Annotated in this window: 21 protein-coding genes; 6 read left to right on the plus strand and 15 right to left on the minus strand. The window is 64.9% G+C overall.

Going from position 1 to position 21474, the window contains the following annotated elements; genetic code table 11:
* Genes AWB83_RS03925 through AWB83_RS03935 form a run of 3 tightly spaced genes read right to left on the minus strand, consistent with a single transcriptional unit; the run spans nucleotide 1 to nucleotide 3482 of the window.
* A complete protein-coding gene (locus tag AWB83_RS03925) occupies nucleotides 1-891 on the minus strand; it encodes an ABC transporter permease subunit (RefSeq protein ID WP_167389062.1) in 891 nt (296 codons plus the stop codon).
* An 11-nt stretch (nucleotides 892-902) separates the two neighbouring features.
* Nucleotides 903-1823 carry an oligopeptide ABC transporter permease OppB gene (oppB, locus tag AWB83_RS03930; RefSeq protein WP_087042947.1) on the minus strand — a complete coding sequence of 307 codons (921 nt, stop codon included), beginning with the start codon at nucleotides 1821-1823 and terminating at the stop codon, nucleotides 903-905.
* 18 nt (nucleotides 1824-1841) lie between these two features.
* Nucleotides 1842-3482, minus strand: coding sequence for a peptide ABC transporter substrate-binding protein (locus AWB83_RS03935; RefSeq protein ID WP_087042948.1), 1641 nt, complete (start codon nucleotides 3480-3482; stop codon nucleotides 1842-1844).
* 471 nt (nucleotides 3483-3953) lie between these two features.
* On the opposite strand from AWB83_RS03935, the gene AWB83_RS03940 reads away from it, so the two are divergent.
* On the plus strand, nucleotides 3954-4814 hold the full coding sequence (locus AWB83_RS03940; RefSeq protein ID WP_244197562.1) for a LysR substrate-binding domain-containing protein: 861 nt from the start codon (nucleotides 3954-3956) through the stop codon (nucleotides 4812-4814).
* A gap of 40 nt (nucleotides 4815-4854) precedes the next feature.
* Here AWB83_RS03940 and AWB83_RS03945 read toward each other — a convergent pair whose 3' ends face one another.
* Nucleotides 4855-5322 carry a VOC family protein gene (locus AWB83_RS03945; protein WP_087043134.1) on the minus strand — a complete coding sequence of 156 codons (468 nt, stop codon included), beginning with the start codon at nucleotides 5320-5322 and terminating at the stop codon, nucleotides 4855-4857.
* 239 nt (nucleotides 5323-5561) lie between these two features.
* Between AWB83_RS03945 and AWB83_RS03950 the strand changes: the two genes are divergently transcribed.
* The 3 genes from AWB83_RS03950 (at nucleotide 5562) to AWB83_RS03960 (ending at nucleotide 9887) form a co-directional block, all read left to right on the plus strand.
* A complete protein-coding gene (locus tag AWB83_RS03950) occupies nucleotides 5562-6323 on the plus strand; it encodes an SDR family NAD(P)-dependent oxidoreductase (protein WP_087042950.1) in 762 nt (253 codons plus the stop codon).
* A 152-nt stretch (nucleotides 6324-6475) separates the two neighbouring features.
* Entirely contained in the window at nucleotides 6476-8140 is a 1665-nt protein-coding gene (gene ggt, locus AWB83_RS03955) for a gamma-glutamyltransferase (protein WP_374729085.1), read from the plus strand.
* A gap of 340 nt (nucleotides 8141-8480) precedes the next feature.
* Complete coding sequence (locus AWB83_RS03960) at nucleotides 8481-9887, plus strand: NCS2 family permease (protein ID WP_087042951.1); 1407 nt, start codon at nucleotides 8481-8483, stop codon at nucleotides 9885-9887.
* A 76-nt stretch (nucleotides 9888-9963) separates the two neighbouring features.
* Here AWB83_RS03960 and AWB83_RS03965 read toward each other — a convergent pair whose 3' ends face one another.
* Nucleotides 9964-10413 (minus strand): SRPBCC family protein, encoded by a 450-nt coding sequence (locus AWB83_RS03965; protein WP_087042952.1) that lies wholly within the window; start codon nucleotides 10411-10413, stop codon nucleotides 9964-9966.
* Nucleotides 10406-10729: an ArsR/SmtB family transcription factor gene (locus AWB83_RS03970; protein ID WP_087042953.1), complete on the minus strand. Its 324-nt coding sequence runs from the start codon at nucleotides 10727-10729 to the stop codon at nucleotides 10406-10408. The genes AWB83_RS03965 and AWB83_RS03970 overlap by 8 nt, the downstream gene beginning before the upstream one ends.
* A 349-nt stretch (nucleotides 10730-11078) precedes the next feature.
* Between AWB83_RS03970 and AWB83_RS03975 the strand changes: the two genes are divergently transcribed.
* A complete protein-coding gene (locus AWB83_RS03975) occupies nucleotides 11079-12500 on the plus strand; it encodes a glycosyltransferase family protein (RefSeq protein WP_087042954.1) in 1422 nt (473 codons plus the stop codon).
* Nucleotides 12501-12581: 81 nt separating this feature from the next.
* Here the strand turns inward: AWB83_RS03975 and AWB83_RS36410 are convergent, their stop codons facing one another.
* The 8 genes from AWB83_RS36410 to AWB83_RS04010 form a co-directional block, all read right to left on the minus strand.
* On the minus strand, nucleotides 12582-12731 hold the full coding sequence (locus AWB83_RS36410; protein WP_159463008.1) for a hypothetical protein: 150 nt from the start codon (nucleotides 12729-12731) through the stop codon (nucleotides 12582-12584).
* Nucleotides 12732-12838: 107 nt separating this feature from the next.
* Entirely contained in the window at nucleotides 12839-13306 is a 468-nt protein-coding gene (locus tag AWB83_RS03980; protein ID WP_087043136.1) for an RbsD/FucU family protein, read from the minus strand.
* 97 nt (nucleotides 13307-13403) lie between these two features.
* Nucleotides 13404-14528: a succinylglutamate desuccinylase/aspartoacylase family protein gene (locus tag AWB83_RS03985; protein ID WP_087042955.1), complete on the minus strand. Its 1125-nt coding sequence runs from the start codon at nucleotides 14526-14528 to the stop codon at nucleotides 13404-13406.
* A 105-nt stretch (nucleotides 14529-14633) separates the two neighbouring features.
* Nucleotides 14634-15431 (minus strand): ABC transporter substrate-binding protein, encoded by a 798-nt coding sequence (locus AWB83_RS03990; protein ID WP_087042956.1) that lies wholly within the window; start codon nucleotides 15429-15431, stop codon nucleotides 14634-14636.
* A 103-nt stretch (nucleotides 15432-15534) separates the two neighbouring features.
* The gene (locus AWB83_RS03995; RefSeq protein ID WP_087043137.1) at nucleotides 15535-16629 is read right to left on the minus strand and encodes a calcium:cation antiporter; all 1095 of its coding nucleotides are present in this window, start codon (nucleotides 16627-16629) and stop codon (nucleotides 15535-15537) included.
* A gap of 226 nt (nucleotides 16630-16855) precedes the next feature.
* Nucleotides 16856-18178: an MFS transporter gene (locus AWB83_RS04000; RefSeq protein ID WP_087043138.1), complete on the minus strand. Its 1323-nt coding sequence runs from the start codon at nucleotides 18176-18178 to the stop codon at nucleotides 16856-16858.
* A 97-nt stretch (nucleotides 18179-18275) separates the two neighbouring features.
* Complete coding sequence (locus tag AWB83_RS04005) at nucleotides 18276-19028, minus strand: SDR family oxidoreductase (protein WP_087042957.1); 753 nt, start codon at nucleotides 19026-19028, stop codon at nucleotides 18276-18278.
* A complete protein-coding gene (locus AWB83_RS04010; protein WP_087042958.1) occupies nucleotides 19025-19870 on the minus strand; it encodes a fumarylacetoacetate hydrolase family protein in 846 nt (281 codons plus the stop codon). The genes AWB83_RS04005 and AWB83_RS04010 overlap by 4 nt, the downstream gene beginning before the upstream one ends.
* Nucleotides 19871-20015: 145 nt before the next feature.
* Between AWB83_RS04010 and AWB83_RS04015 the strand changes: the two genes are divergently transcribed.
* Complete coding sequence (locus AWB83_RS04015) at nucleotides 20016-20954, plus strand: LysR family transcriptional regulator (RefSeq protein WP_087042959.1); 939 nt, start codon at nucleotides 20016-20018, stop codon at nucleotides 20952-20954.
* A gap of 39 nt (nucleotides 20955-20993) precedes the next feature.
* On the opposite strand, the gene AWB83_RS04020 is transcribed toward AWB83_RS04015, so the two are convergent.
* A complete protein-coding gene (locus tag AWB83_RS04020) occupies nucleotides 20994-21425 on the minus strand; it encodes an OsmC family protein (protein WP_087043139.1) in 432 nt (143 codons plus the stop codon).
* Nucleotides 21426-21474 lie beyond the last annotated feature (49 nt).

Below are 21474 nucleotides of genomic sequence, written 5' to 3' on the forward strand. Positions count from 1 at the left end.
TCACCTGTCCTTCGGATCGAGCGCGTCACGCAGGCCGTCGCCGACAAAGTTGATGCAATAGAGCGTGATCGACAGCAGCGCCGCGGGAAACAGCAGAATCCACGGCGACGCTTCCATCACCCCGACGCCGTCCTGGATCAGCACGCCCCAGCTCGTCATCGGCTCCTGCACGCCCAGGCCGAGAAACGACAGCACCGACTCCGTGAGGATGACGGCGGGCACCGTGACGGTCGTGTAGATCGCGACGATGCCGAGCAGATTCGGCACCACGTGCCGCATGATGATGCGCGAGGTCGGCACGCCGATCGCACGCGCCGCTTCCACGTACTCCTTCGAGCGGATCGAGAGCGTCTGGCCGCGCACGACGCGCGCCATGTCCATCCACGAGAAGATCGTGATGGTGATCACGACGAGATAGAACTCGCGGCCGAGCAGCGTCACCATGAGGATCGCGATGAGCAGGTACGGAATCGCGTACATCATGTCGACGATACGCATCATCGCGTTGTCGACGCGGCCGCCGACGAAGCCCGCCGTTGCGCCCCAAATTATGCCGAGTGTGACGGACGTGAGCGTGGCGAGCGCGCCGATCATCAACGACACGCGGCCGCCGATCAGGCAGCGCACGAGGAGATCGCGGCCGGTGTCGTCGGTGCCGAAAAGGTGCCAGTTTTCCAGAGTGGGCGGCGTGCTGGTCGCGTTCCAGTCGGTGGAATCGAACGCATTCGGCAAGAGCCACGGACCGACGATGCACGCGAGCGTGATCAGCACGAGCAGCGTGAGGCTCACGAGCGCCGCCTTGTTGCGCAGGAAACGCGCGCGCGCGTCCTGCCACGGGCTGCGGCCCGCCACCGCCTTTTCCAGCATCGGAGCCAGGGAAGCAGATTTCATCGGGCGCCCTCTCAGTAGCGGATCTTCGGGTCGAGCCACGCGTACGCGAGATCGACCAGCAGGTTGAGCAGCACGGCGACCACCGTGACCAGCACGACGAGTCCGAGCACGAGCGTGTAATCGCGATTGGCCGCGCCGTTCACGATCAGCTTGCCGATGCCCGGCAGCGAGAACACCGATTCCGTGACGACCGCCGCCGTGATCGACGAGATCGCGAGCGGGCCGATCACCGACACGACTGGAATCAGCGTCGGCTTCAGCGCGTGGCGCAGCACGATGGTGCGCATCGGCAAGCCTTTCGCGCGCGCGGTGCGGATGTAGTTCGTGTTGAGCACTTCGATCAGGCTCGCACGCGTCACGCGGCCGACGGTCGCGACGTTGATGATCGCCAGCAGCGCGACGGGCAGCACCATGTAGCGCGCTTGGAAATCGTTCCAGCCGCCCGCGGGCAGCCACTTCAGCAGGATCGCGAAGACGAGGATCAGCACCGGCCCGAGCACGAACGACGGAAACACGTTGCCCGCGTTGCTGACGAGCATGAGCGCATAGTCCGCGATGCTGTTGCGGCGCAAGGCCGCAACCGCGCCGAGCGCGACGCCGATCACGATGGCGAGCAGCATCGACACGCCGCCGATCGCGAGCGACACCGGCAACGCGCGCAGCACGAGGTCGTTGACGCTCCAGTCGGCGTAGCGGAACGACGCGCCGAGATCGCCGTGCAGGAGACCGTCGAGGTAGAGCAGATACTGCTTCCACAGCGGCTCGCCGAGGTGGTACTTCGCCTGGAGGTTGGCGAGCACTTCGGCGGACACCTTGCGCTCGCCGTCGAACGGGCCGCCGGGCGTCGCGTGCAGCAGCAGATAGCAGACCGTGACGACGATCAGAAGCGTCGGCAGCGTGAGCAGCACGCGCCGCAACGTGTAAGACCACATGAGCGTTTCTCCTGTGCGTCAGTGCTTGACGATGTAGAGATCCTTGCTGGCGTAGTGATCCATCGGATTCTTCAGCGAATATCCCCCGACGTAGCCTTTCACGAGACGCGGCAGACCGTATTGCAGCAGCGGCAGCATCGGGTAGTCGTCCATCACGAGCTTCGCGGCCTGCGTCTGCAACTGCGTGCGCTTCGCCAGATCCGTGGTCTCGCCGGCTTCCTTGATGAGCGCGTCCGCCTTCGGGTTGCAGTTGAAGTTGTCGTTCTGCGCCGACTTGCACTGCACGAGCGTGAGGAAGGTGGTCGCGTCGTTGTAGTCCGCCACCCAGCCATTGCGCGCGATCTGGTAGTCGCCGTCATGGCGCTTCTTCAGCAGCACCTTGAATTCCATCGACTCGATGTCCATGGTCAGGCCCAGCTTCGACTTCCATTCCGATGCGACGAAGATCGCCATCTTCTTGTTGTAGTCGCTCGTGTTCATCGCGAAACGCAGCTTCGTGCCGGGCTTCACGCCCGCCTGGTCCAGCAGCTTCTTCGCTTCCTCGACGCGCTTGGCCATCGGCCACGCCGACCACTCGTAGTTCGACACGTCCGCCCCGCTCACGCCCTTCGGCAGCAGGCCGTACAGCGGCGTCTGGCCATCGGCGGTCACGCGCTGGGCGAGCAGGTCGCGGTCGATCACCATCGAGAGCGCCTTGCGCACGCGCACATCCTTCAGCAGCGGATCGCGGTTGTTGAAGCTGTAATAGCGCGTGCCGAGGATCAGCGAGTTGCGGATGTCGTCCGGGAACTGCTGACGGTATTTCTCATACGTGCCGGTCGGCAACTGGTAGGTCATGTCGTTGTCGCCGGACTGGAACATCTTGACGTCGGTGTTCTCGTCCTCGATCGGCAGATAGGTGACCTGCGTCAGCTGAACGTTCCCCTTCCCCCAGTAATTCGGATTCTTCGTCAGCACGAGCTTGCTGTTGACCTGCCAGTCCTTCAGCTGGAACGCGCCGTTGGTGACGATATTGCCGGGCTTGGTCCACTCCTTGCCGAATTTTTCGACGGTTGCGCGGTGCACCGGTCCGAAGTTCGGATTCGACATCAGTTCCGGCAGGAACGGCACGGGACCGTCGGTCCTGACTTCGATCGTATTCGCGTCGATGGCGCGCACGCCGAGCGCGCTCGCCGGCTTTTTGCCCGCGACGATATCCGCGCCGTTCAGGATGAACGGGCCGAACACGCTCGCATACGACGACGCGGTCTTGGGGTCGAGAAAGCGCTGGCAGCCATAGACGACATCGTTTGCGCTGACGGAATCGCCATTGGACCAGCGGGCGTTCTTGCGCAAATGGAAAATCCACGTCGTCGCGTCCTTCTGCTCCCACTTTTCCGCGACGCCCGGCACGACGGCTCCGTCACCGTTGGTGGCGGTCAGGCTCTCGAACAGATCGCGCGCCAGATTGGCCGCGCCCACGGTTTCCACCAGCGCCGGATCGAGCGTTTCGACTTCGGAGCCGTTGTTGCGCACCAGTTCCTGCTTCGCGGCGAGCGTGACGCCGGGCGGCACGATGGCGGCCGACGCGTTCAGTGCGCTCGCGGCGAGCACGAGCGCCGCAGCGGCGGCGCAGGCCGTGCGCTGGATGGATGCATGGGGAGCGGCAAAAAACGTCATGGGGAGTCCTTTTTCTTCGTCTCGTTTGTTCGTGTATCGCTTTTCTCAGATATTCGCAGTCCTTGACCCACCGACCTGTTTATCTAAAGTGAGATAAACAACGGCGCTCATGAACTTGGTAAAACTAACGAAAAGCTTTCTACTGTCCGCCGGCACGAAGCGTCGGAGCCGCGCTGGCGTTCGGGCGGCGCGCTTTTTCTTACATCGACGCTTTCATTCGTGCTTCAGGCTGGCGGCGAGTATTTCGCATCAATAAGACGGATGCCACTCACATGTGCTTATAGTCACTAAATTTTTCGAATACTCGTTCACTTCATTGGATAAGCACCCACGCGGCCGTCGGCCGGCGACGAGGTTCAAGGCAGCAAGTGCTTGTTTCCTATAAGATCTGCGTCGCCGTATAACAGCCGCCTCACAGCCGTCCGCAAGATGATCCGTTTCCGCCAGATCGAGGCTTTCCGCAGCCTCATCATGACCGGCACCAGTGTCGGCGCCGCCCGCAAGTTGCATGTCACCCAGCCCGCGATCAGCCGCCTGATCGCCGATCTCGAAGCCGACCTGGGCTTCAGCCTCTTTTCGCGCATCGGCGGCCGCCTGAATCCGACGACCGCCGGACTGCGCTTCTACAAGTCCGTCGAGGAGAATTTCCTCGGACTCGAGCGCCTGAAGCAGGTCGCGGACATGATCCGCGAGGAAGCCTCCGATGGCCTGACCGTCGCGTGCATGCCCGTGCTCGCCACGACGCTCCTGCCGCCCGTGCTCGCCGACTTCGTCGAGCGTCATCCCGGCGTGCCGATCACGGTCGATTCGGTGAAAGTGCCCGAAGTGCTCGTGAACCTGCAGAACCACAAGGCCGATGTCGCGCTGAGCCTCGCGTTTCCGCCGGTCGCGGGCATCGAGGTGGAGACGCTGCTCAAGGTGCGCGCGTCGTGCGCGATGCCCGCCACGCACAAGCTCGCGAAAAAGAAGACCGTGCGCCCCGCCGACCTGCGCGGCGAGAATCTGATCGGCTGGCTGCCGAATTCGCGCCAGCCTTACGAGGCCGAGCAATCGCTCATTTCGGCCACCGAGGACCGGCCGCGCTACATCGTCTTCACCGACACGGCGCACACCCGCTACGCGATGGTCGCGGGCGGGCTCGGCGTGTCGATCGTCGAGCCGTTCGCCGCGAAGGTCTGGCGCGCGCACGGCGTCGTGGTGCGGCCTTTCGAAGCCGACATCGAGTACGAGTACGCGATGTCCTATCCGAGCAGCGGCATCCGCTCGGATCTGGTCGCATCGTTCCGGAGCTCGGTGAAGCGCGTGCTCGAGCGATACTCGTTCGACGATTGAAAACGGTCCTCGCGAGCGAGCACGCACGGTTTCGCCCGGATCAGCCGCCGAACAGCTTCCTCGCGCGCTCGCGCATGTCCTCGGACGACACATCCTCGATGTGCGAGGCGATCCACCAGACGTGTCCGAACGGGTCGCGCAGCTTGCCGCCGCGATCGCCGTAGAACTGGCCCTCCACCGGGCGCAGGATGGTCGCGCCTTCGTCGGCGGCGCGCTGCGCGACCGCGTCGACGTCTCTCACGTAGAGATGCAGCATGACCGGCGTGCCGCCGACAGAAAGCGGGCCTATCGTGCCATAGTCGGGAAATTCGTCGCACAGATAGATGACGTTGCCGCCGATCGACAGCTCCGCGTGACCGATGCGCCCGTCCGGCTGCTGGATCCGGAAGGTCTCGGTGGCGCCGAATACCTTGGTGTAGAAGTCGATGGCGCTGGCGCAGCCCGCCACCGCCATGTACGGAATCACGCCGCGACGGTCTTTCGGAATCGGATCGACTTGCGAAGCCATGTCTGCCTCCATGCGTTATCGCGGACGCCCTGCCCGCGCCTTCTTCGACATGCGCGCGCCGAAGATGGTGCCCGGCCTTGCTCCGGCCCCGCGTCCTGGGCATGCTGCTGGCCCGCTTTCGACGACGCCGTGCCGGACGCGCTTGCGCGCTTCGCTCATACTCTCGTTTGTTGCAACCGCTTCAAAGACTTTTCCTGAATGGCCCGCGCGCGGCGGGCCACCTTCCACACGGAGCACTCATGCACGACCTGAAAGGCAAATCGATCCTCATCACCGGCGCGAGCACCGGCATCGGCGCCGCGGCCGCACGCGCGTTCGCGCAATACGGCGCGAACGTCGCGGTGCACTACAACAGCTCGAAGGACAAAGCCGAGGAAGTCGCGAAAGACGCGCGCGCGCTCGGCGTCACGGCGATCACCGTCGGCGCGGACGTGCGCGATTCGGAGGCGATCGACGCCGCCGTCGCGCAGGCCGTCGATGCCTTCGGCAAGATCGACGTGCTCATCAACAACGCCGGCAGCCTCGTGAAGCGCGAGCCGATCGCGTCCGTCACCGACGAGCTCTTCGACGAGATCATGCACATCAACGCGCGCTCGGTGGTCGCGTTCACGCGCGCGGCGCTGCCGACGCTGCGCTCGGGCGGCGGCGGCTCGATCATCAACGTGACCTCGGTCGCGGCGCGCAATGGCGGCGGCCCGGGCGCGCTGCTGTACGCGGCCTCCAAGGGCTTCGTCAGCACGATCACCAAGGGCATGGCGAAGGAGCTGGTGGCCGACCGCATCCGCGTGAACGCCGTCGCGCCGGGCGTGATCCAGACGCCGTTTCAGGAGCGCTTCACGTCGCCCGAGCAGTTGGAGTCGTTCCGCAAGGCGATTCCGATGGGCTTCATCGGCGAGCCCGACGATTGCAGCGGCGCGTTCCTCTACCTCGCCTCGGAAGCGATGTCGCGCTACGTGACGGGACAGATCATCGACGTGAATGGCGGCCAGCTGATGCCGTGATCGTTGCACCGCGTCATTCGGCAGCGCGACTGTCGTGGTATAAGCGCTTGGTCTTTCTTCGCACGCAACAAAGGAGAACACAGGAGATGCTCTTGAACAAGGAACCGCGCTTACGATCCCTCGCGCTGGGCGCCATCGTGGCGTCCGCGCTCATGACGGCGGGATTCGTCGAAACCACGCCGGCGCATGCCAAGACCGCCGCTCAGCAGCAAGTCCTGACCGCGTCGGCCGTCGCCGTCGCGGACAAGTACGCCGCCGACACCGCCGAGCAGATCTTCAAGCAAGGCGGCAATGCGGTCGACGCGGCCGTCGCGATCGCCTTCACGCTCGCCGTCACGTATCCGGAAGCGGGCAACATCGGCGGGGGCGGCTTCATGACGCTCTACGTCGATCACCGCCCATACTTTCTCGACTATCGCGAGCGCGCGCCGCTCGCCGCCACGCGCAACATGTATCTCGACGACAAGGGCGAGGTCATCAAGGGCATGAGCCTCTACGGGCATCGCGCGGTGGGCGTGCCCGGCACCGTCGACGGCATGTGGGAGGCGCAGAAGCGCTTCGGCAAGCTGAAATGGAAGCAGGTGCTCGCGCCCGCCATCAAGTACGCGCAGGATGGCTTTGTCGTCGACGACCAGCTCATCGCGCGGCGCGATGACGCCTCGAAGGATTTCGCCGGCAAGACCAACTTCGATCTGTACTTCGGCGGCATGAAGTCGGGCCAGGTGTTCAAGCAGCCCGATCTCGCGAAGACGCTGCAGCTCATTTCCGACAAGGGCGCGAAGGGCTTCTACGAAGGCGAGACGGCGGACCTGATCGCCAAGTCGATGGAAGGCCACGGCCTCATCACGAGGCGCGACCTGAAGGACTACAAGGCCGTGTGGCGCCAACCCATCACCGCGAGCTGGAACGGCTATCGCGTGATCACCGCGCCGCCGCCGAGCTCGGGCGGCGTCGGCCTCGTGCAACTGCTCAAGATGAAGGCGGACCTGAAGGACAAGTTCCAGGACGTGCCGCTCGATTCCGCGCAGTACATCCATCTCGTGGCCGAAATCGAGAAGCGCGTGTTCGCGGACCGCGCGCAGTATCTCGGCGATCCGGACTTCTACAAGGTGCCGGTCGCGCAGCTCATCAACGACGACTACATCCTGAAGCGCGCGCAGGAGGTCAATCCCGACAAGCCGTCGGACACGAAGAGCGTGCAGCCGGGCCTCGGCACGTCGATGCCCGAGAAGGCGGAGACGACGCACTTCTCCGTCATCGACAAGTGGGGCAACGCGGTATCGAACACGTACACGATCAACGGCTACTTCGGCTCGGGCGTGATCGCGGAAGGCACGGGCATCGTGCTCAACGACGAGATGGACGACTTCGCGTCGAAGCCGGGCGTGCCGAACATGTTCGGCGTCGTGGGCAGCGACGCGAACTCGATCGCACCGAAGAAGCGTCCGCTTTCGTCGATGACGCCGACCGTCCTCACGAAGGACGACAAGGTCGCGATGGTGATCGGCACGCCGGGCGGATCGCGCATCTTCACGTCGATCTTCCAGGTCATCTCGAACGTGTACGACTTCAACTTGCCGCTGCCCGAAGCCGTGGGCGCGACGCGCTTCCATCATCAGCTGCTGCCGCCGGACACGATCTATCAGGAACCGTATCATCAGCTCGATCCGGAGGTCGTCAAGCAGCTCGAGGCGAAGGGCTACAAGTTCACGATGCAGGACTTCAACGGCGACATCCAGGCTATCCGCATCAACGGCGACACGCCCGAGCCGATGTCCGACCCGCGCGGACGCGGCGTCTCCCGCGTAATCAAATAACGCGCCGCACCACGCGCGACGCGTAAAATAGCGGCCTCTGCCGGACTAGGCGTTTGCCCTAGTCCGGCCCTCTTCCGGTCTTGCACGAACCCCGTCCCATGCGGGATTCGCGGCATATAAGCCCCTCGGCATGACCGGCATGTTTTTCATGGGATTGGACCCCGCGTTCTGTTCCCCTAGTCTCTGTCCTGACCGAGTGCAGCCGCCAACGCCCGTCACTCGGCATCATCCAGAACTACATCGAGATACGAGACGACCCTGACGACGGACCCGCAGTGCCCGGCTTGCTGATGCGCGGCGCACGGTATTCCGTTTCAGCGTGCTGATAAAGGAGCAGCTCATGTTGGAATCCCCCGCCCAGCAGCTTGGCGACATCGACATCACCCCCAAGGAACGGGAAGAAAGCGTTCAGACCGCCAGAGGCGGCTTTCTCGATCGCTACTTCGGCATTTCAAGAACCGGCAGCACCGAGAAGCGCGAAGTCGTCGCGGGCATCACGACGTTTCTCGCGATGGTCTACTCCGTCTTCGTCGTGCCGGGCATGCTCGGCAAGGCGGGCTTCGACACGAGCGCCGTGTTCGTCGCCGTGTGCCTCACGACCGCATTCGGCTCGCTTCTGATGGGCGTCTGGGCGCGATTGCCGATCGCGATCGGCTGCGCGATTTCGCTCACCGCGTTTACCGCCTTCGGCCTCGTGCTCGGCAAGGGGCTCACGCCCGCCATCGCGCTCGGCGCGGTGTTCCTGATGGGCATCGTGTTCACGGCGATCTCCGTCACCGGCGTGCGTTCGTGGATCCTGCGCAATCTGCCGACGGGCGTCGCGCACGGCACGGGCATCGGCATCGGCCTGTTCCTGCTTCTGATCGCGTCGAACGACGTCGGCCTCATCATCAAGAATCCCGCGCCCGGCATGCCGGTATCGCTCGGACACATCACGGCGTTTCCCGTGCTGATGTCGGTGGCGGGCCTTGCAGCGATCTTCGGCCTCGAGCGCCGTCGCGTGCCGGGCGGCATCCTGCTCGTGGTAGTCGGCCTGTCGGCGATCGGCCTCATCTTCGATCCGTCCGTGCGCTTTCACGGCGTATTCGCGTGGCCGGCGCTGTCGGCGCCGGGCCATGCGTCGCTGATCGGCGCGATGGACATCAAGGGCGCGCTCTCGATGGCCGTGCTGCCGAGCGTGCTGGCGCTCGTCATGACCGCCGTGTTCGACGCGACCGGCACGATCCGCGCCGTGGCCGGCCAGGCGGGCCAGATCGACAAGAACGGCCGCATCGTCAACGGCGGCCGCGCGCTGACCGCCGACTCGCTGAGCTCGATCTTCTCGGCCTGCTTCGGCGGCGCGCCGGCTGCGGCGTATATCGAATCGTCGGTGGGCGTGGCGGCGGGCGCGAAGACGGGCCTCGCGGCAAGCGTGGTCGGCGTGCTCTTCCTCGCGGTGATGTTCCTCTCGCCGCTCGCCGCGCTCGTGCCTTCCTACGCGACGGCGCCCGCGCTGATGTACGTCGGCCTGCTGATGCTCGGCAACGTCAGCAAGCTGCATTTCGAGGATACCGTCGATACGATGTCCGGCCTCGTCTGCGCCGTGTACATCGTGCTCTCGGCGAACATCGTGACGGGCATCATGCTCGGCTTCTGCACGCTCGTGATCGGCCGCCTCTTCGCGGGCGAATGGCGCAAGCTGAATGTCGGCACGGTGGCGATCGCGGTGGTGCTCGCCGTGTTCTATCTCGGCGGCTGGGCGATCTGACCTTCGGCTGGATCGTTTGAGCCAAACGGCGCGCTCCTGCGAGGATGCGCGCCGTTTTGCGTTCCGCGGGACGTCTCTACGGCTTCGTCGTCATCACCGGCTGTCCCGTCTCCAGCAGCGACTTGAGATTCGACAGGATCTTTGGCCAGCCGCCGGACACGGCCTCGATGAACTTCTTGCCGTCGCTTACATGCGTGACCGTGAGCTTGACGGCTTCGTCGATCGCTTCGATCTCGTACGTGCAGCGCGACCAGCCTTCGTCCTTCAGGTCTTCGCGAAATTCGTTGCGCCATTTCAGCACGAGGCGCTTGCCCGGCTCGGCTTCGAGCACTTCGCCCGCGTCCGCGACGCGTCCATCGGAAAACAGCATCTTCCACGCCGAACCCGTCTTCCAGTCCGACTCCTGATGCATGCCGAACCAATATTGCTTCACGAATTCCGGCTTCGTCAGCGCGGCCCACAGTTTCTCGGGCGTCGTGCGAATGTACGTGACGTAGACAAAGGTGTTGCCGGTCGGGCTAGTCATGATCGTCTCCTTCGAGCGTGCGTTTCAGGTCGGCCAGAGCGTCCAGGCGCGGACGCTCGAACTTGCTGATCCAGCGTTGCGCGATCTCGTGGATCGGCACCGGATTGAGGAAATGGCGTTTCTCGCGGCCATGGCGCTGTGTCGACACGAGATTGGCGGCCTCGAGTACGGCCAGATGCTTCGACACGGCCTGACGCGTCATGCGCAGGCCGTCGCACAGTTCCCCGAGCGTCTGGCCGTTTTCTGCGTGAAGCCGGTCGAGCAACTGCCTGCGGCTCGCGTCCGCGAGGGCGCGGAAAACCGAATCGTCATCCATGAGTGACATTATGCAACCATTTGGTTGCATGTCAAGTCGCGGAGAATTCGGGAGTCGGACGCGTTATCGGTGCAGCGCGCGTGTCAGGACGCGAAATGTTTAGTTTTATTAAGTGACATGAAATGACGCGTTCCGCCGACGCCGGGCGGTTTAAACTCCAGTCCGTCGGATCGTCCCTGGCCACATCAATGTTTCATGATTCAATGGTGGATCTGCCCAATGTAACGGTTTGTGCAGCAGATTCGCTTCATCCCGAACTGGCCGCGCGCGCGCTCGATATCTGCGTGGATCAATGCAGATTCGCCGATGCCATCCTCTTTTCGCACAAGCCCGTGTCAACCCGTACCCGATGAACGACGACTTGCTGAACCATCTGCGGGACGCTCAGGATCGTCACGAACACGAGCCGCACAGCGTGCCGGTCATCCGCGAGATTTGCCGGATGCTCGTCGCGCTGCAACGCGAGGACGCCGTGCTGCCGTGGACGGAGCATGGACTCGCACTCGAGCCGCATGATCCGGAGTTCGCCGGCTTGCGAACGGACGCGCTGAACCTGGCCGGCCGACACGCCGAAGCGGCCACGTTCCTGATGCAGGAGCGTTCGCTGCCATGGTTGCCCGCCATGTTCCAGATCAAGCTCGGCTACAGCCTGATGATGGCGGGCGATCTGGAACGGGCCGTTGCGCTGCTCGACGAGGCAAGGCACATTGCTTCGGCATCGAATCCCGCGGTGCTCACGAAGGCCACTCATCTCCTTGGCGAAGCGCTGCTCAAGCGCGGCGACGGCAGGGGGTTCCGGTTCTGGACGATGCGCAACGAGGATTCCGGCGCGGGCGGGAGCTATCGGGCCATCGGCATTCCCGTGTGGTCCGGCGAGCAGGATCTGCGCGGCAAGCGTGTGCTGATCACGCATCAGCTGGGCTACGGCGATCAGTTTCTGCTGGCCGCGTCCCTGGCGGACTTTCACGCGGCCGGCGCCACGCTCATGCTCACCTGCGATCAGCAGATCCACGCGCTCATGCAGGCATCACTTCCGGATGTTTCGGTGATCTGGACGAAACGTCCGCTGGAAATGGGCGGACCGCTTCCCGAGGACATTCGCGCCGAAGTCGCCGCATTTGCGCCCGACTTTCAGGCGACACTGCTCTTCGCGCCGATTCTGGCCAATCGGGAAGGCGCGCCGCCCTATCGGTTCCGTCCGTACATGCGTCCGCCCGCCGGCAAGCGGCAGGCCGCGGTCGAATGGTCACGGCAGCTTCGCGCGCAGCATCCGGACAAGAAACTGGTCGGCCTGTTCTGGGATTGCGAACAGCGCCACCACACGGAATTCGGAAGCACCATGCGTTGCTGGGCCGCGCGTCGCAGCATCCCGCTGGACCTGATCGATCAGCTCGTCCTCGATCCGGCCGTGGCAAAGCAGGTGCAATTCGTGAATTTGCATCATCCTCTGCTCGAATCGACCGCCGGCGTGCCCGCTGGCGACGTTGCCCGCTATTCGCCCGGAGTATTCCACTTCGACGACACCGCCGCGTGCATCGATCAGCTCGACGCCGTCGTCTCGGTGGATTCGGGCGTCGCCAATCTGGCGGCGTTCATGGGCAAGTCCGCCTGCGTGGCCGTGAATACCTCGGGCGACTGGCGTTGGGGCAGCGAAGGAAGGTCAACGCCGTGGATCGAAGGCGTTACCGTGCTGCGGCAGAAAACAGAGGGAGATTGGGCTCCGGTCGTACGGGACATCGCCGCGTGGCTGATGCACGCATCGCAGGGTTGACTCGAAGCGACAATGCCCCGCAAGCCATAGGCTTGCGGGGCATTGTCTCGATGCTCCAGACCGGATTGCTACGCTGGTCGCTTACTTGCGGCGATAGGCTTCGACCAGGATTTCGCAGTTTTGCAGATGCAGGGCCAGTGCGTGATTCCACTCGCGACGCACCGTCGCCTTTGCCGCGCGCAGCCAGGAACCGAACGAAACGAGCAAGGACTGTTGAGCGGTGGTTTTCATGAGCGCCTCTCAGGGTAAGTAATTAGGTGATAACCCTAACTATACGCCGATCGCGCTGCATTGCAACAATTTCTTAAAAACAACAGGGTATTCCCTAGGTTCATCGGTCAATTTTTCTGCGGCGCGTCAGGCGCCAACTGCACGCCTTTCTTGAAGATGAAGCAGCCGTAGCCGCGCGTTTCGCCCGTCGCGATGACGCAGTAGGCCTTTTTCGCCCGTTCGTAGAACGCGAAACGCTCGACCGAAGCGAACGGCACCGAACGTCCCTCGGCGGCATCGACTTCGCGCTGCGCCTCGCGCTGAACGGCGGGCAACGCGCTCGCATCGCCGACGACCTCCATGCGCTCGGCGGGATGATCGACGAAAGTATCGAGCGGCAGCACCGACAGCACCGCTTGCACGGCGCGCGGCGCACTCGCGCCGTCGAGGCGCAGCAGGCGGCCGAGGAGGGTCTGGCGCGCGACCGAGTCGCCGGGAAAATTGGCGTCGCAGATCACGACTTCGTCGCCGTGGCCCATCGCGCAGAGGGCGTGCAGGATGTCGGCGTTGAGCAGGGGATCGATGTTCTTCAGCATGTTTTTTGTTCTCCGTCCGGTGAGCGGCGGCATCGGGCAATGCCGCCGCGCGAAATGACTGGGTCGACTCGAATCTATCGTACCCGGCGCCGCGCTTCTAGGGCACGAGCAGCTCGCCCGTGCGCGCCGCGCCCTCGCCCGCGATGCGCGCGACCAGCATTCCCGCAGTCGCGAAGCGCGTCCAGTGCCGCGCGTACAGCACGCCGCCGGTTTGCGCGACGAGCGGCGCCAGCCGGTCCTCGAGCGGATCGAGCACTTCGGCGATCGTCTCGCCCGCGCGCACCGTCTCGCCGATCCCGCGCCGATGCAGGATCACGCCCGACAGCGGCGCGTGGACGTACTCGCATCCGGCGAGCGGCGTCGCGGGATGACGCAGCGGCGGCGGCTCCGGTGCCTCGCCCGCGATCATGCCGGCGTGCGTCAGATAATCGACGATCGCCTGTGCGTCGCGCGACGCGGTCTCGTGCGACACGTCGCGCACGCCGCGCAGTTCCAGCGTGACCGGCATGACGCCCGGCGGAATCGGATGGCGATCCCCGAACGCGCCGCGCAGATAGCGCCACGCCGACGCGCACGCCTCGTCGAACGGCTCGCCGCCCGACACGTCCGCGAGCAATTGCGCCTCGCTGCCGAGATAGCGCGCGAGCGGCTCGATCGCGGGCCACGCCTCGGGCGTCGTGTAGAGATGCGCGACGGCTTCCCAGTCGCAATGCAGGTCGATGACGAGATCGGCGTCGCATGCGAGCTTCATCAGCTCGATGCGCTGCGACGCAAGCTCGCTCGCCGGTTGGCGCGCCGTGAGCGCTTCACGCAGCGCCGCGCGAATCAGCCGTGCGTTGTGCGTCTCGTCGTCGGTGAGATGCTTCTTGAGCCGCATCGCCAGTTCGGGACCGAGCTCGGGAAAGCGGCGGTTGAAGTCCTGCCCGGAGTGCATCTCGAAGCGGCCCATCTGGGCGCCGAACCAGTGCTGATTGAGCCCGGCCGGATTGGCGAGCGGCACGAGGACGATGCGCGCCGCGAGCCGCCCCGCAGCCTCCAGCTCGGCGAACCGCCGCTTCAGATACCACGCGACGACCATGCCCGGCAGTTCGTCCGCGTGCAGCGACGCCTGGATGTACACCTTGGGCGACGCATCGCCGTCGTCCGGGCCGAACCGGTAGCTCGTGATCGCGCGCCCGGTGCCGAGCGATGCACCGACGAGCGGGTGGCTGTATGCCTGCATCGGCGTGAATCCTTCGAAAATCTGTCGTCAAAAAAGAAAGGCACCGCGAGCGATGCCTTTCCGGTCGAATGCGTCAGCGCGCGAAAGCGCGCATGAGAACGGCGATCACTGGATCGAGATGTCGGTCTCGAAGTACTTCGCCATGATGCGCTTGAACGTGCCGTTCTTCTTGATCTCGGCAAACGCCTGGTTCAGGCCGTTCTTCAGATCGGCGTCGCCCTTGCGCAGGCCGATGGCCGTGCCCGGACCGATGATTGCGCGGTCCTCGACGATCGTCCCGACGAGCGCGAACGGCTTGCCCTGCGGCTTCTTCAGAAAGCCGATGGCGGCTTGCGCGGCGTCGGTGAACATCGCGTCGATGCGGCCGGCGACGAGGTCCGCCTCGACCTGCTCCTGATCGCCGTACGGGACGACCGTCACGCCCTGCGGCTCCCACTTCACCTTCGCGTAGCGCTCCTGCACCGTGCCCTGCTCCACGCCGACGCGCTTGCCCTTCAGCGCCTGCGGCGTCGGCAGGATGCCCGAGCCGGCGCGCGCGACGAGTTGCGCGTGCGTGTCGTAGAGCGGATCGGTGAAATCGATCTGCTTCAGGCGCTCGTCAGTGATGCCCATGTCGGAGAGCACGGCGTCGAACTTGCGGGCCTTCAGGCCGGGAATCATGCCGTCGAAATTGTTCTCGACCCAGACGCACTTGACCTTCATCTGCGCGCACAGCGCGTTGCCGAGGTCGATATCGAAGCCGGCGAGCTTGCCGTCGGCCTGCTTGGACTCGAACGGCGGATAGGACGGATCGACGGCAAAGCGGATTTGCGTGATCTCTTTTGCGTGTGCGGAGAACGAAACGGCGGCGAGTGCAGCGACGATCGCACTCAGGGCAAACGATGCGGACTTCTTGAATGACATGCTTTTCCTTCGGGACTTTCGGTGAAACAGCGAGACGTCGCGCGCCAGCGCGCGAAAAACGGTAAATGGTAACAAAACCGCACCGTCGAGCGCACGATGCCCGTCAGGGCACGACCGAAAGGAACAGGAAAGCCGCGAAGATGACCAGATGCACGACGCCTTGCAGCACCGTCGAGCGGCCGGTGCCGAGCGTGATGACGGACACCAGCAGCGTGAGCGCGAGCATCACGATTTCCTTGGGTGCGAGGCCGAGCGAGATTGGCTGGCCCATGACGATCGACACGACCGCCACCGCCGGAATGGTCAGCCCGATGCTCGCGAGCGCCGAACCGAGCGCGAGATTCAGGCTCGTCTGCAGGCGATTCAGGCGCGCCGCGCGCAGCGCCGCGAGCCCTTCGGGCAGGAGCACGAGCGCGGCGATCACCACCCCGACCACGGCTTCGGGCGCGCCCGCGGCCGCCACGCCCGCCTCGACCGTCGGCGACAGCAGCTTGGCAAGCCCCACCACCGCGATCAGCGACAGCAGCAGGAACCCGAGCGCGGTCCACGCTTCCCCGTTGCTCGGCGGCGGCGCGTGCGGCGCGTCTTCCTCCTCCTGCGCGCCGGCCGCGACCGGCGGCGTGAATGGCAGGAAGTAGTCGCGATGGCGAATCGTCTGCACGAACACGAACGTCACGTACAGCACGAGCGAGATCACGCCGACGAAGATCAGTTGCGACGTGGAAAACGCCGGACCCACGACCGTGCTCGTGAAATTCGGCAAAACCATTGTGAGGACGGACAGCGCGCAAAGCATCGCGAGCGCGGCGCTCGCCCCTTGCAGCTGAAAGTCCTGCACGTGATGCCGCAAGCCGCCGATCAGAAGACACAGGCCGACGATGCCGCAGTTGCAGATCATGATCGCGGCGAACACGGTATCGCGCGGCAGGCCCGCTTTCTCGGGACCGCCGGAGAGCATCACCGAGACGATCAGTGCGACCTCGATCACGGTGACCGCGACCGCCAGCACCAGCGTGCCGAACGGCTCGCCCACGCGATGCGCGACCACTTCCGCGTGATGCACGGCCGCGAACACGGCGAACGCGAGTGCGATGGCCGCGAGCACGATCAGCACGTCGCTCTGGATGAGCGCGGTCGCGGCGAACACGACGAGCGCGAGAATGGGGGAAACGAAGGTCCAGTCCAGCTTGAATTTCATCGGCGCTCCGGGCGGATCGGGGAATGGGATCGTCGGCTCATGCGATGCGTCCGCGCGCTGTGGCCGCGACTGCGCCGAATGCGTCGGACCTGCTCGCGCGCCGGGCGTGCGAAGAAAGTGCCGTGACAAACGGCCGCAGACCAACGGCATGATAGCGAAAACGCCGCCCGAGGAGATGTACGCGTCCCTGGGCCGCCCGGAACGACGGCCGGGGCGCGAGCGCCCGTCACTCGCTGCCGCTTTCCCTGAAGTAGAGCCGGCGCGGCAGACCCCACACGATCAGCATCGCGCCGAGCAGGCACGCGAACGCGATCGCATAGAGGCCGGGCGTCGCGCTGCCGGTCATGGTCTTCACCTTGCCGACCAGGTACGGGCTGATGATGCCGCCGAACTGCCCCACCGAATTGATGAGCGCGATGCCGCTCGCGGCAGCGATGCCGGTGAGAAAGCGCGTCGGCAGGATCCAGAACAGGCCGAGCGAGGTGATGATGCCGGTCGCCGCAATCGTGAGGCCGATCACGAGCATCACGGTGTTCCCGGGGAACAGGCCGCACAGCACGTAGCCCGCCGCGCCCGCGAGCGCGCACGCGCCCAGGTGCCAGCGGCGCTCGCCGGTGCGGTCCGAGTTCTTGCCGATCAGGATCATGCCGATGCCCGCGACGGCGTAAGGCAGCATCGAAATCAGGCCGATCATGAACGGATCGCTCGTGCCCGCGGTCTTCACGAGCTGCGGCATCCAGAAGACGAGGCCGTAGATGCCCATCGCGAGGAAGAGATAGATGAGCGCCATCACGAGCGTGACGGGCTCGCTGAACGCGGCCCTCAGCGAGTGCACCTCGCCGACTTTGGGGTCGCGCGCGAGCTGCTCCTTCAGCGCGCGCTTCTCGCCGGCGTCGAGCCATTTCGCATGATCGATTTCGTCATCGACGAACGCGAGCACGACGAGCCCGAGCACCACCGAGGGAATGCCTTCTAGCAGAAAGAGCCATTGCCAGCCGGGCATGCCGTTGAGACCGTCGCAGAACTTCATGATCGCGCCCGACAACGGGCTGCCGATGATGCCGCACAGCGCGATCGACGCCATGAAGAACGAATTGATGCGCCCGCGCCGCGACGAGGGAAACCACTTCGTGAAGAAGTACAGCGCGCCCGGCACGAAGCCCGCCTCGAGCGCGCCGATCAGGAAGCGCAACGCGTAGAACCATGTCTCGGTGTGCACGAACATCATGCACGCCGATGCGATGCCCCACGTGATCATGATGCGCGCGATCCAGCGCTTCGCGCCGACGCGGTGCAGGATCACGTTGCTCGGCACCTCGAACAGGAAATAGCCGACGAAGAACACGCTCGCGCCGAAGCCGTACATCGCATCGGAGAAGCCGAGTTCGCTCTGCATCTGCAGCTTCGCGAAGCTGATGTTGATGCGGTCGAGATACGAAAACACGAAGCACGCGACGAAGAGCGGCACGAAGCGCCAGAACACCTTGCGGTAAATCTGGGCGTCTTCGTGCGTCGCATCGCGCGGGGCGGCGAGGGAATCGGCATTCACGTTGTTTGTCTCCTGGTCGTTCGAAGCAGGCGGCTCGGCGACCGCTTCGATCCCATGCATGGCTTTAGTTGCTATTGCTTCGCCCGGCTGGCGCTTGTCAGTAAGTCGCGCGCCCTCCTGAAAGATCGAACACCGCGCCGGTCGTGAACGAGTTCTCCGACGACGCGAGCCACGCGACCATCGCCGCGATCTCCTTCACTTCGACGAAGCGCCCGCGCGGAATCTTCGACAGCATGTAGTCGATGTGCTCCTGCTTCATCTGCTCGAAGATCTTCGTGCGCGCGGCGGCGGGCGTCACGGCGTTCACCGCGATGTCGAGTCCGGCCGTCTCCTTGCCGAGGCTCTTGGTCAGCGCGATCACGCCCGCCTTCGCCGCGCTGTACGCCGAGGCGTTGGGATTGCCTTCCTTGCCCGCGATCGACGCGATATTGACGATGCGTCCGTAGCCGCGCGCGATCATCGTCCTGACGACCGCCTGGTTCACGTGGAAGGCCGCGTTCAGATCGACGTCGATCACGCGCGCCCATTCGTCCGGCGCGTAATCGGCGACCGTCGCGTTCGCGCCCGCGATGCCCGCGCTGTGCACGAGCACGTCAATCTTTTCGAAGCGCGCAAGCGTGCCGGACGCGGCTTGCGCGACCGCATCGCGATCGGTCAGGTCGACGAGCACGGTGTCCACGTCGCCTGTCTTGGCAAGCGACGCGCGCGCGGATGCCAGCGCCGCCTCGTCGCGGTCCCACAGCGCGACGCGCGCGCCGCCTTCGAGCAGGCGCTCCGCCACCGCAAAGCCGATGCCCTGCGCGCCGCCGGTTACGACGGCGGCGCGATTCGTGAAATCGTATTTGTTCATGCGTCAACCGTGCGTTGTTGTTGTTCGCCCAACCCTTCGATGCCGAGGCGCATCACCTGCCCCGCGCGCAGATACACCGGCTCGGGCTTCTGCCCCATGCCGACGCCCGGCGGCGTGCCCGTCGAGATGACATCGCCGGGCTGCAGGCTCATGAAGCGGCTCAGGTACGAGACGATCTCGCCGACCTTGAAGACCATCGTGCTGGTGTTGCCGTTCTGATAGCGCTTGCCGTCCACCTCGAGCCAGAGCGGCAGCTTGTGCGGATCGGGCACTTCGTCGGCGGTGACGAGCCACGGGCCGATCGGGCCGAAGGTGTCGCAGCCCTTGCCCTTGTCCCAGGTACCGCCGCGCTCGATCTGATACTCGCGCTCGGACACGTCGTTGATCACGCAATAGCCGGCGACGTGGCTCATCGCGTCGGCTTCGTCGATATACGCGCCGCCCTTGCCGATCACCACGCCCAGCTCGACTTCCCAGTCGGTCTTTTTCGAGCCGCGCGGAATACGCACGTCGTCGTTCGGGCCGACCACCGCCGAAAGCCACTTGTTGAACACGACCGGCTCGCCCGGCACCGGCAGATTCGATTCCGCCGCGTGATCGGCATAGTTCAGGCCGATGCAGATGAACTTGCCGATACGCCCGACGCACGGCCCGATGCGCTCGCCGGCGGGCACGGCCGGCAGCGTCGACGGATCGAGCTTCGCGAGGCGCGCGAGCGATTCGGGCAGGAGCGCATCGCCCGCGATATCGCCGATGACGCCGGAGAGGTCGCGAATCGCGCCGGTGGAATCGAGAAGGCCGGGTTTTTCGTGGCCGGGCGCGCCGTATCGCAGCAGCTTCATAAGTCGGTGTTTCCTTAACGGTTGGACGGAAGCCCACAATGTAGACAACGCGTTCGCGCTTGAATAATGAAAGCTGCGCCGAGGGCGATAACTTTCGGTTATCTTCGTGTTCTCCCTCATTTCCGCTTCACGCGTCTGTCTGCTCATGCTGCCGAATGCCGATTCGATCGCCGCGCGCCTGCGGCTCAAGCAACTGCGTCTTCTCATCGCGCTCGACGATCACGGCTCGCTGCATCGCGCCGCCGACGAGATGGCGCTCACGCAACCCGGCGCGACCAAGGCGCTGCGCGAGATCGAAGCCACGCTGGGGGCGACGCTTTTCACGCGTTCCGCGCAAGGCATCCAGCCGAACGAGCTCGGTCGCTGCGTGATCCGCTATGCGCGGCTGATTCACATGGACGTCGCGCACTTGCGCGAGGAGATGGCGGGGATATTGCAAGGCACGGGCGGACGGCTCGCGATCGGCGCGATCACGGGCGCGGTGTCGGGCGTGCTCGTCGATGCGCTCGCCCGGCTGCGCGAGCGGCAGCCGGCGCTGACGGTCGAGGTGGTGGAGGACACGAGCGCGCGGCTTCTGGCGCTGCTCGATCAGGGACGGCTCGATGTCGCGATCTGCCGGGCGAGCGTCGCGCGGCAGCCCGATCACTATCACTACGTCGAGTTGCGCGACGAGCCGCTTGCGATCGTTGCGGGCGTCGCGCATGCGCTCGTCGATGCGCCGCGCGTCGAACTGGCCGAACTCGCGTCGAGCCGATGGATCGTCTATCCGAGCATCATGCCGATCCGCAGCCTCTACGAGCGCGAGTTCAAGGAAGCGGGCCTGCCGCTGCCCCTGCATCCGATCGAGACGGCCTCCACCATCACGACCGTCCTGCTCCTGCAACGCGATCCGACGCTCGTCGCGATGATGCCGCTCGACATGGCGACGTTCCTCGCCGGGCACGGGCTCGCGAGACGGCTCGCCATCGCGGTGCGCTCGCGGACGGAGCCGTACGGCGTCGTGACGCGAAAAGGCGTGGCGCTGCCGGCGCCGGCGCGGCTCGTGATCGAGGACCTCACGCGTCAAAAAAACGCGGACGGGTGATGCGCCCGTCCGCGTTGCCTGATCGCGCGAGATGCGCGCTCAGGAGACCAGTTCCGCGTTCAGCGTGATCTTCGTGTTGCCGGCGAAGAGCTTCGACACCGGACAGCCTTCCTTCGCCGCCTGCGCGGCCTTGTCGAAGGCGGCCTTGTCCGCGCCGGGAATCTTCGCCTTCAAATCGAGCTGACATGCGGTGATCGTGAAGCCGTCGCCGTCCTTGTCGAGCGTGACCGTCGATTTCGTTTCGAGGCTCTCGGCCTTCATGCCCGCCAGTTCGAGTTGCAGCGAGAGCGCCATCGTGAAGCAGCCCGCGTGCGCCGCGCCGATCAGCTCTTCCGGATTCGTGCCCGGACCTTCCTCGAAGCGCGACTTGAAGCCATAGGGCGCTTCGTTGAGCACGCCGGTCTGCGTCGAGATGAAACCCTTGCCGTCCTTGATGCCGCCGCTCCATTTTGCCGATGCTGTCTTTTGCACGAGAGTTCTCCCGAAGATGAGTTGGAATTGCGATGAACGGCCTCGCGCG

The sequence above is a fragment of the Caballeronia ptereochthonis genome, assembly GCF_001545075.1.
GTDB classification, from domain to species: domain Bacteria; phylum Pseudomonadota; class Gammaproteobacteria; order Burkholderiales; family Burkholderiaceae; genus Caballeronia; species Caballeronia ptereochthonis.

What these genes read in the sequence shown, in the direction of transcription:
- AWB83_RS04015 (WP_087042959.1), top strand. Translation starts at nt 20,016, where the DNA reads ATGCTGCCGAATGCCGATTCGATCGCCGCGCGCCTGCGGCTCAAGCAA.
- AWB83_RS03940 (WP_244197562.1), top strand. Translation starts at nt 3,954, where the DNA reads ATGACCGGCACCAGTGTCGGCGCCGCCCGCAAGTTGCATGTCACCCAG.
- AWB83_RS03970 (WP_087042953.1), bottom strand. Translation starts at nt 10,729, where the DNA reads ATGGATGACGATTCGGTTTTCCGCGCCCTCGCGGACGCGAGCCGCAGG.
- oppB (WP_087042947.1), bottom strand. Translation starts at nt 1,823, where the DNA reads ATGTGGTCTTACACGTTGCGGCGCGTGCTGCTCACGCTGCCGACGCTT.
- AWB83_RS03980 (WP_087043136.1), bottom strand. Translation starts at nt 13,306, where the DNA reads ATGCTGAAGAACATCGATCCCCTGCTCAACGCCGACATCCTGCACGCC.
- AWB83_RS03985 (WP_087042955.1), bottom strand. Translation starts at nt 14,528, where the DNA reads ATGCAGGCATACAGCCACCCGCTCGTCGGTGCATCGCTCGGCACCGGG.
- AWB83_RS36410 (WP_159463008.1), bottom strand. Translation starts at nt 12,731, where the DNA reads ATGAAAACCACCGCTCAACAGTCCTTGCTCGTTTCGTTCGGTTCCTGG.
- AWB83_RS03975 (WP_087042954.1), top strand. Translation starts at nt 11,079, where the DNA reads ATGAACGACGACTTGCTGAACCATCTGCGGGACGCTCAGGATCGTCAC.
- AWB83_RS04005 (WP_087042957.1), bottom strand. Translation starts at nt 19,028, where the DNA reads ATGAACAAATACGATTTCACGAATCGCGCCGCCGTCGTAACCGGCGGC.
- AWB83_RS03945 (WP_087043134.1), bottom strand. Translation starts at nt 5,322, where the DNA reads ATGGCTTCGCAAGTCGATCCGATTCCGAAAGACCGTCGCGGCGTGATT.
- AWB83_RS03995 (WP_087043137.1), bottom strand. Translation starts at nt 16,629, where the DNA reads ATGAAATTCAAGCTGGACTGGACCTTCGTTTCCCCCATTCTCGCGCTC.
- AWB83_RS03965 (WP_087042952.1), bottom strand. Translation starts at nt 10,413, where the DNA reads ATGACTAGCCCGACCGGCAACACCTTTGTCTACGTCACGTACATTCGC.
- AWB83_RS03935 (WP_087042948.1), bottom strand. Translation starts at nt 3,482, where the DNA reads ATGACGTTTTTTGCCGCTCCCCATGCATCCATCCAGCGCACGGCCTGC.
- AWB83_RS03990 (WP_087042956.1), bottom strand. Translation starts at nt 15,431, where the DNA reads ATGTCATTCAAGAAGTCCGCATCGTTTGCCCTGAGTGCGATCGTCGCT.
- ggt (WP_374729085.1), top strand. Translation starts at nt 6,476, where the DNA reads ATGACGGCGGGATTCGTCGAAACCACGCCGGCGCATGCCAAGACCGCC.
- AWB83_RS03950 (WP_087042950.1), top strand. Translation starts at nt 5,562, where the DNA reads ATGCACGACCTGAAAGGCAAATCGATCCTCATCACCGGCGCGAGCACC.
- AWB83_RS04010 (WP_087042958.1), bottom strand. Translation starts at nt 19,870, where the DNA reads ATGAAGCTGCTGCGATACGGCGCGCCCGGCCACGAAAAACCCGGCCTT.
- AWB83_RS03925 (WP_167389062.1), bottom strand. Translation starts at nt 891, where the DNA reads ATGAAATCTGCTTCCCTGGCTCCGATGCTGGAAAAGGCGGTGGCGGGC.
- AWB83_RS03960 (WP_087042951.1), top strand. Translation starts at nt 8,481, where the DNA reads ATGTTGGAATCCCCCGCCCAGCAGCTTGGCGACATCGACATCACCCCC.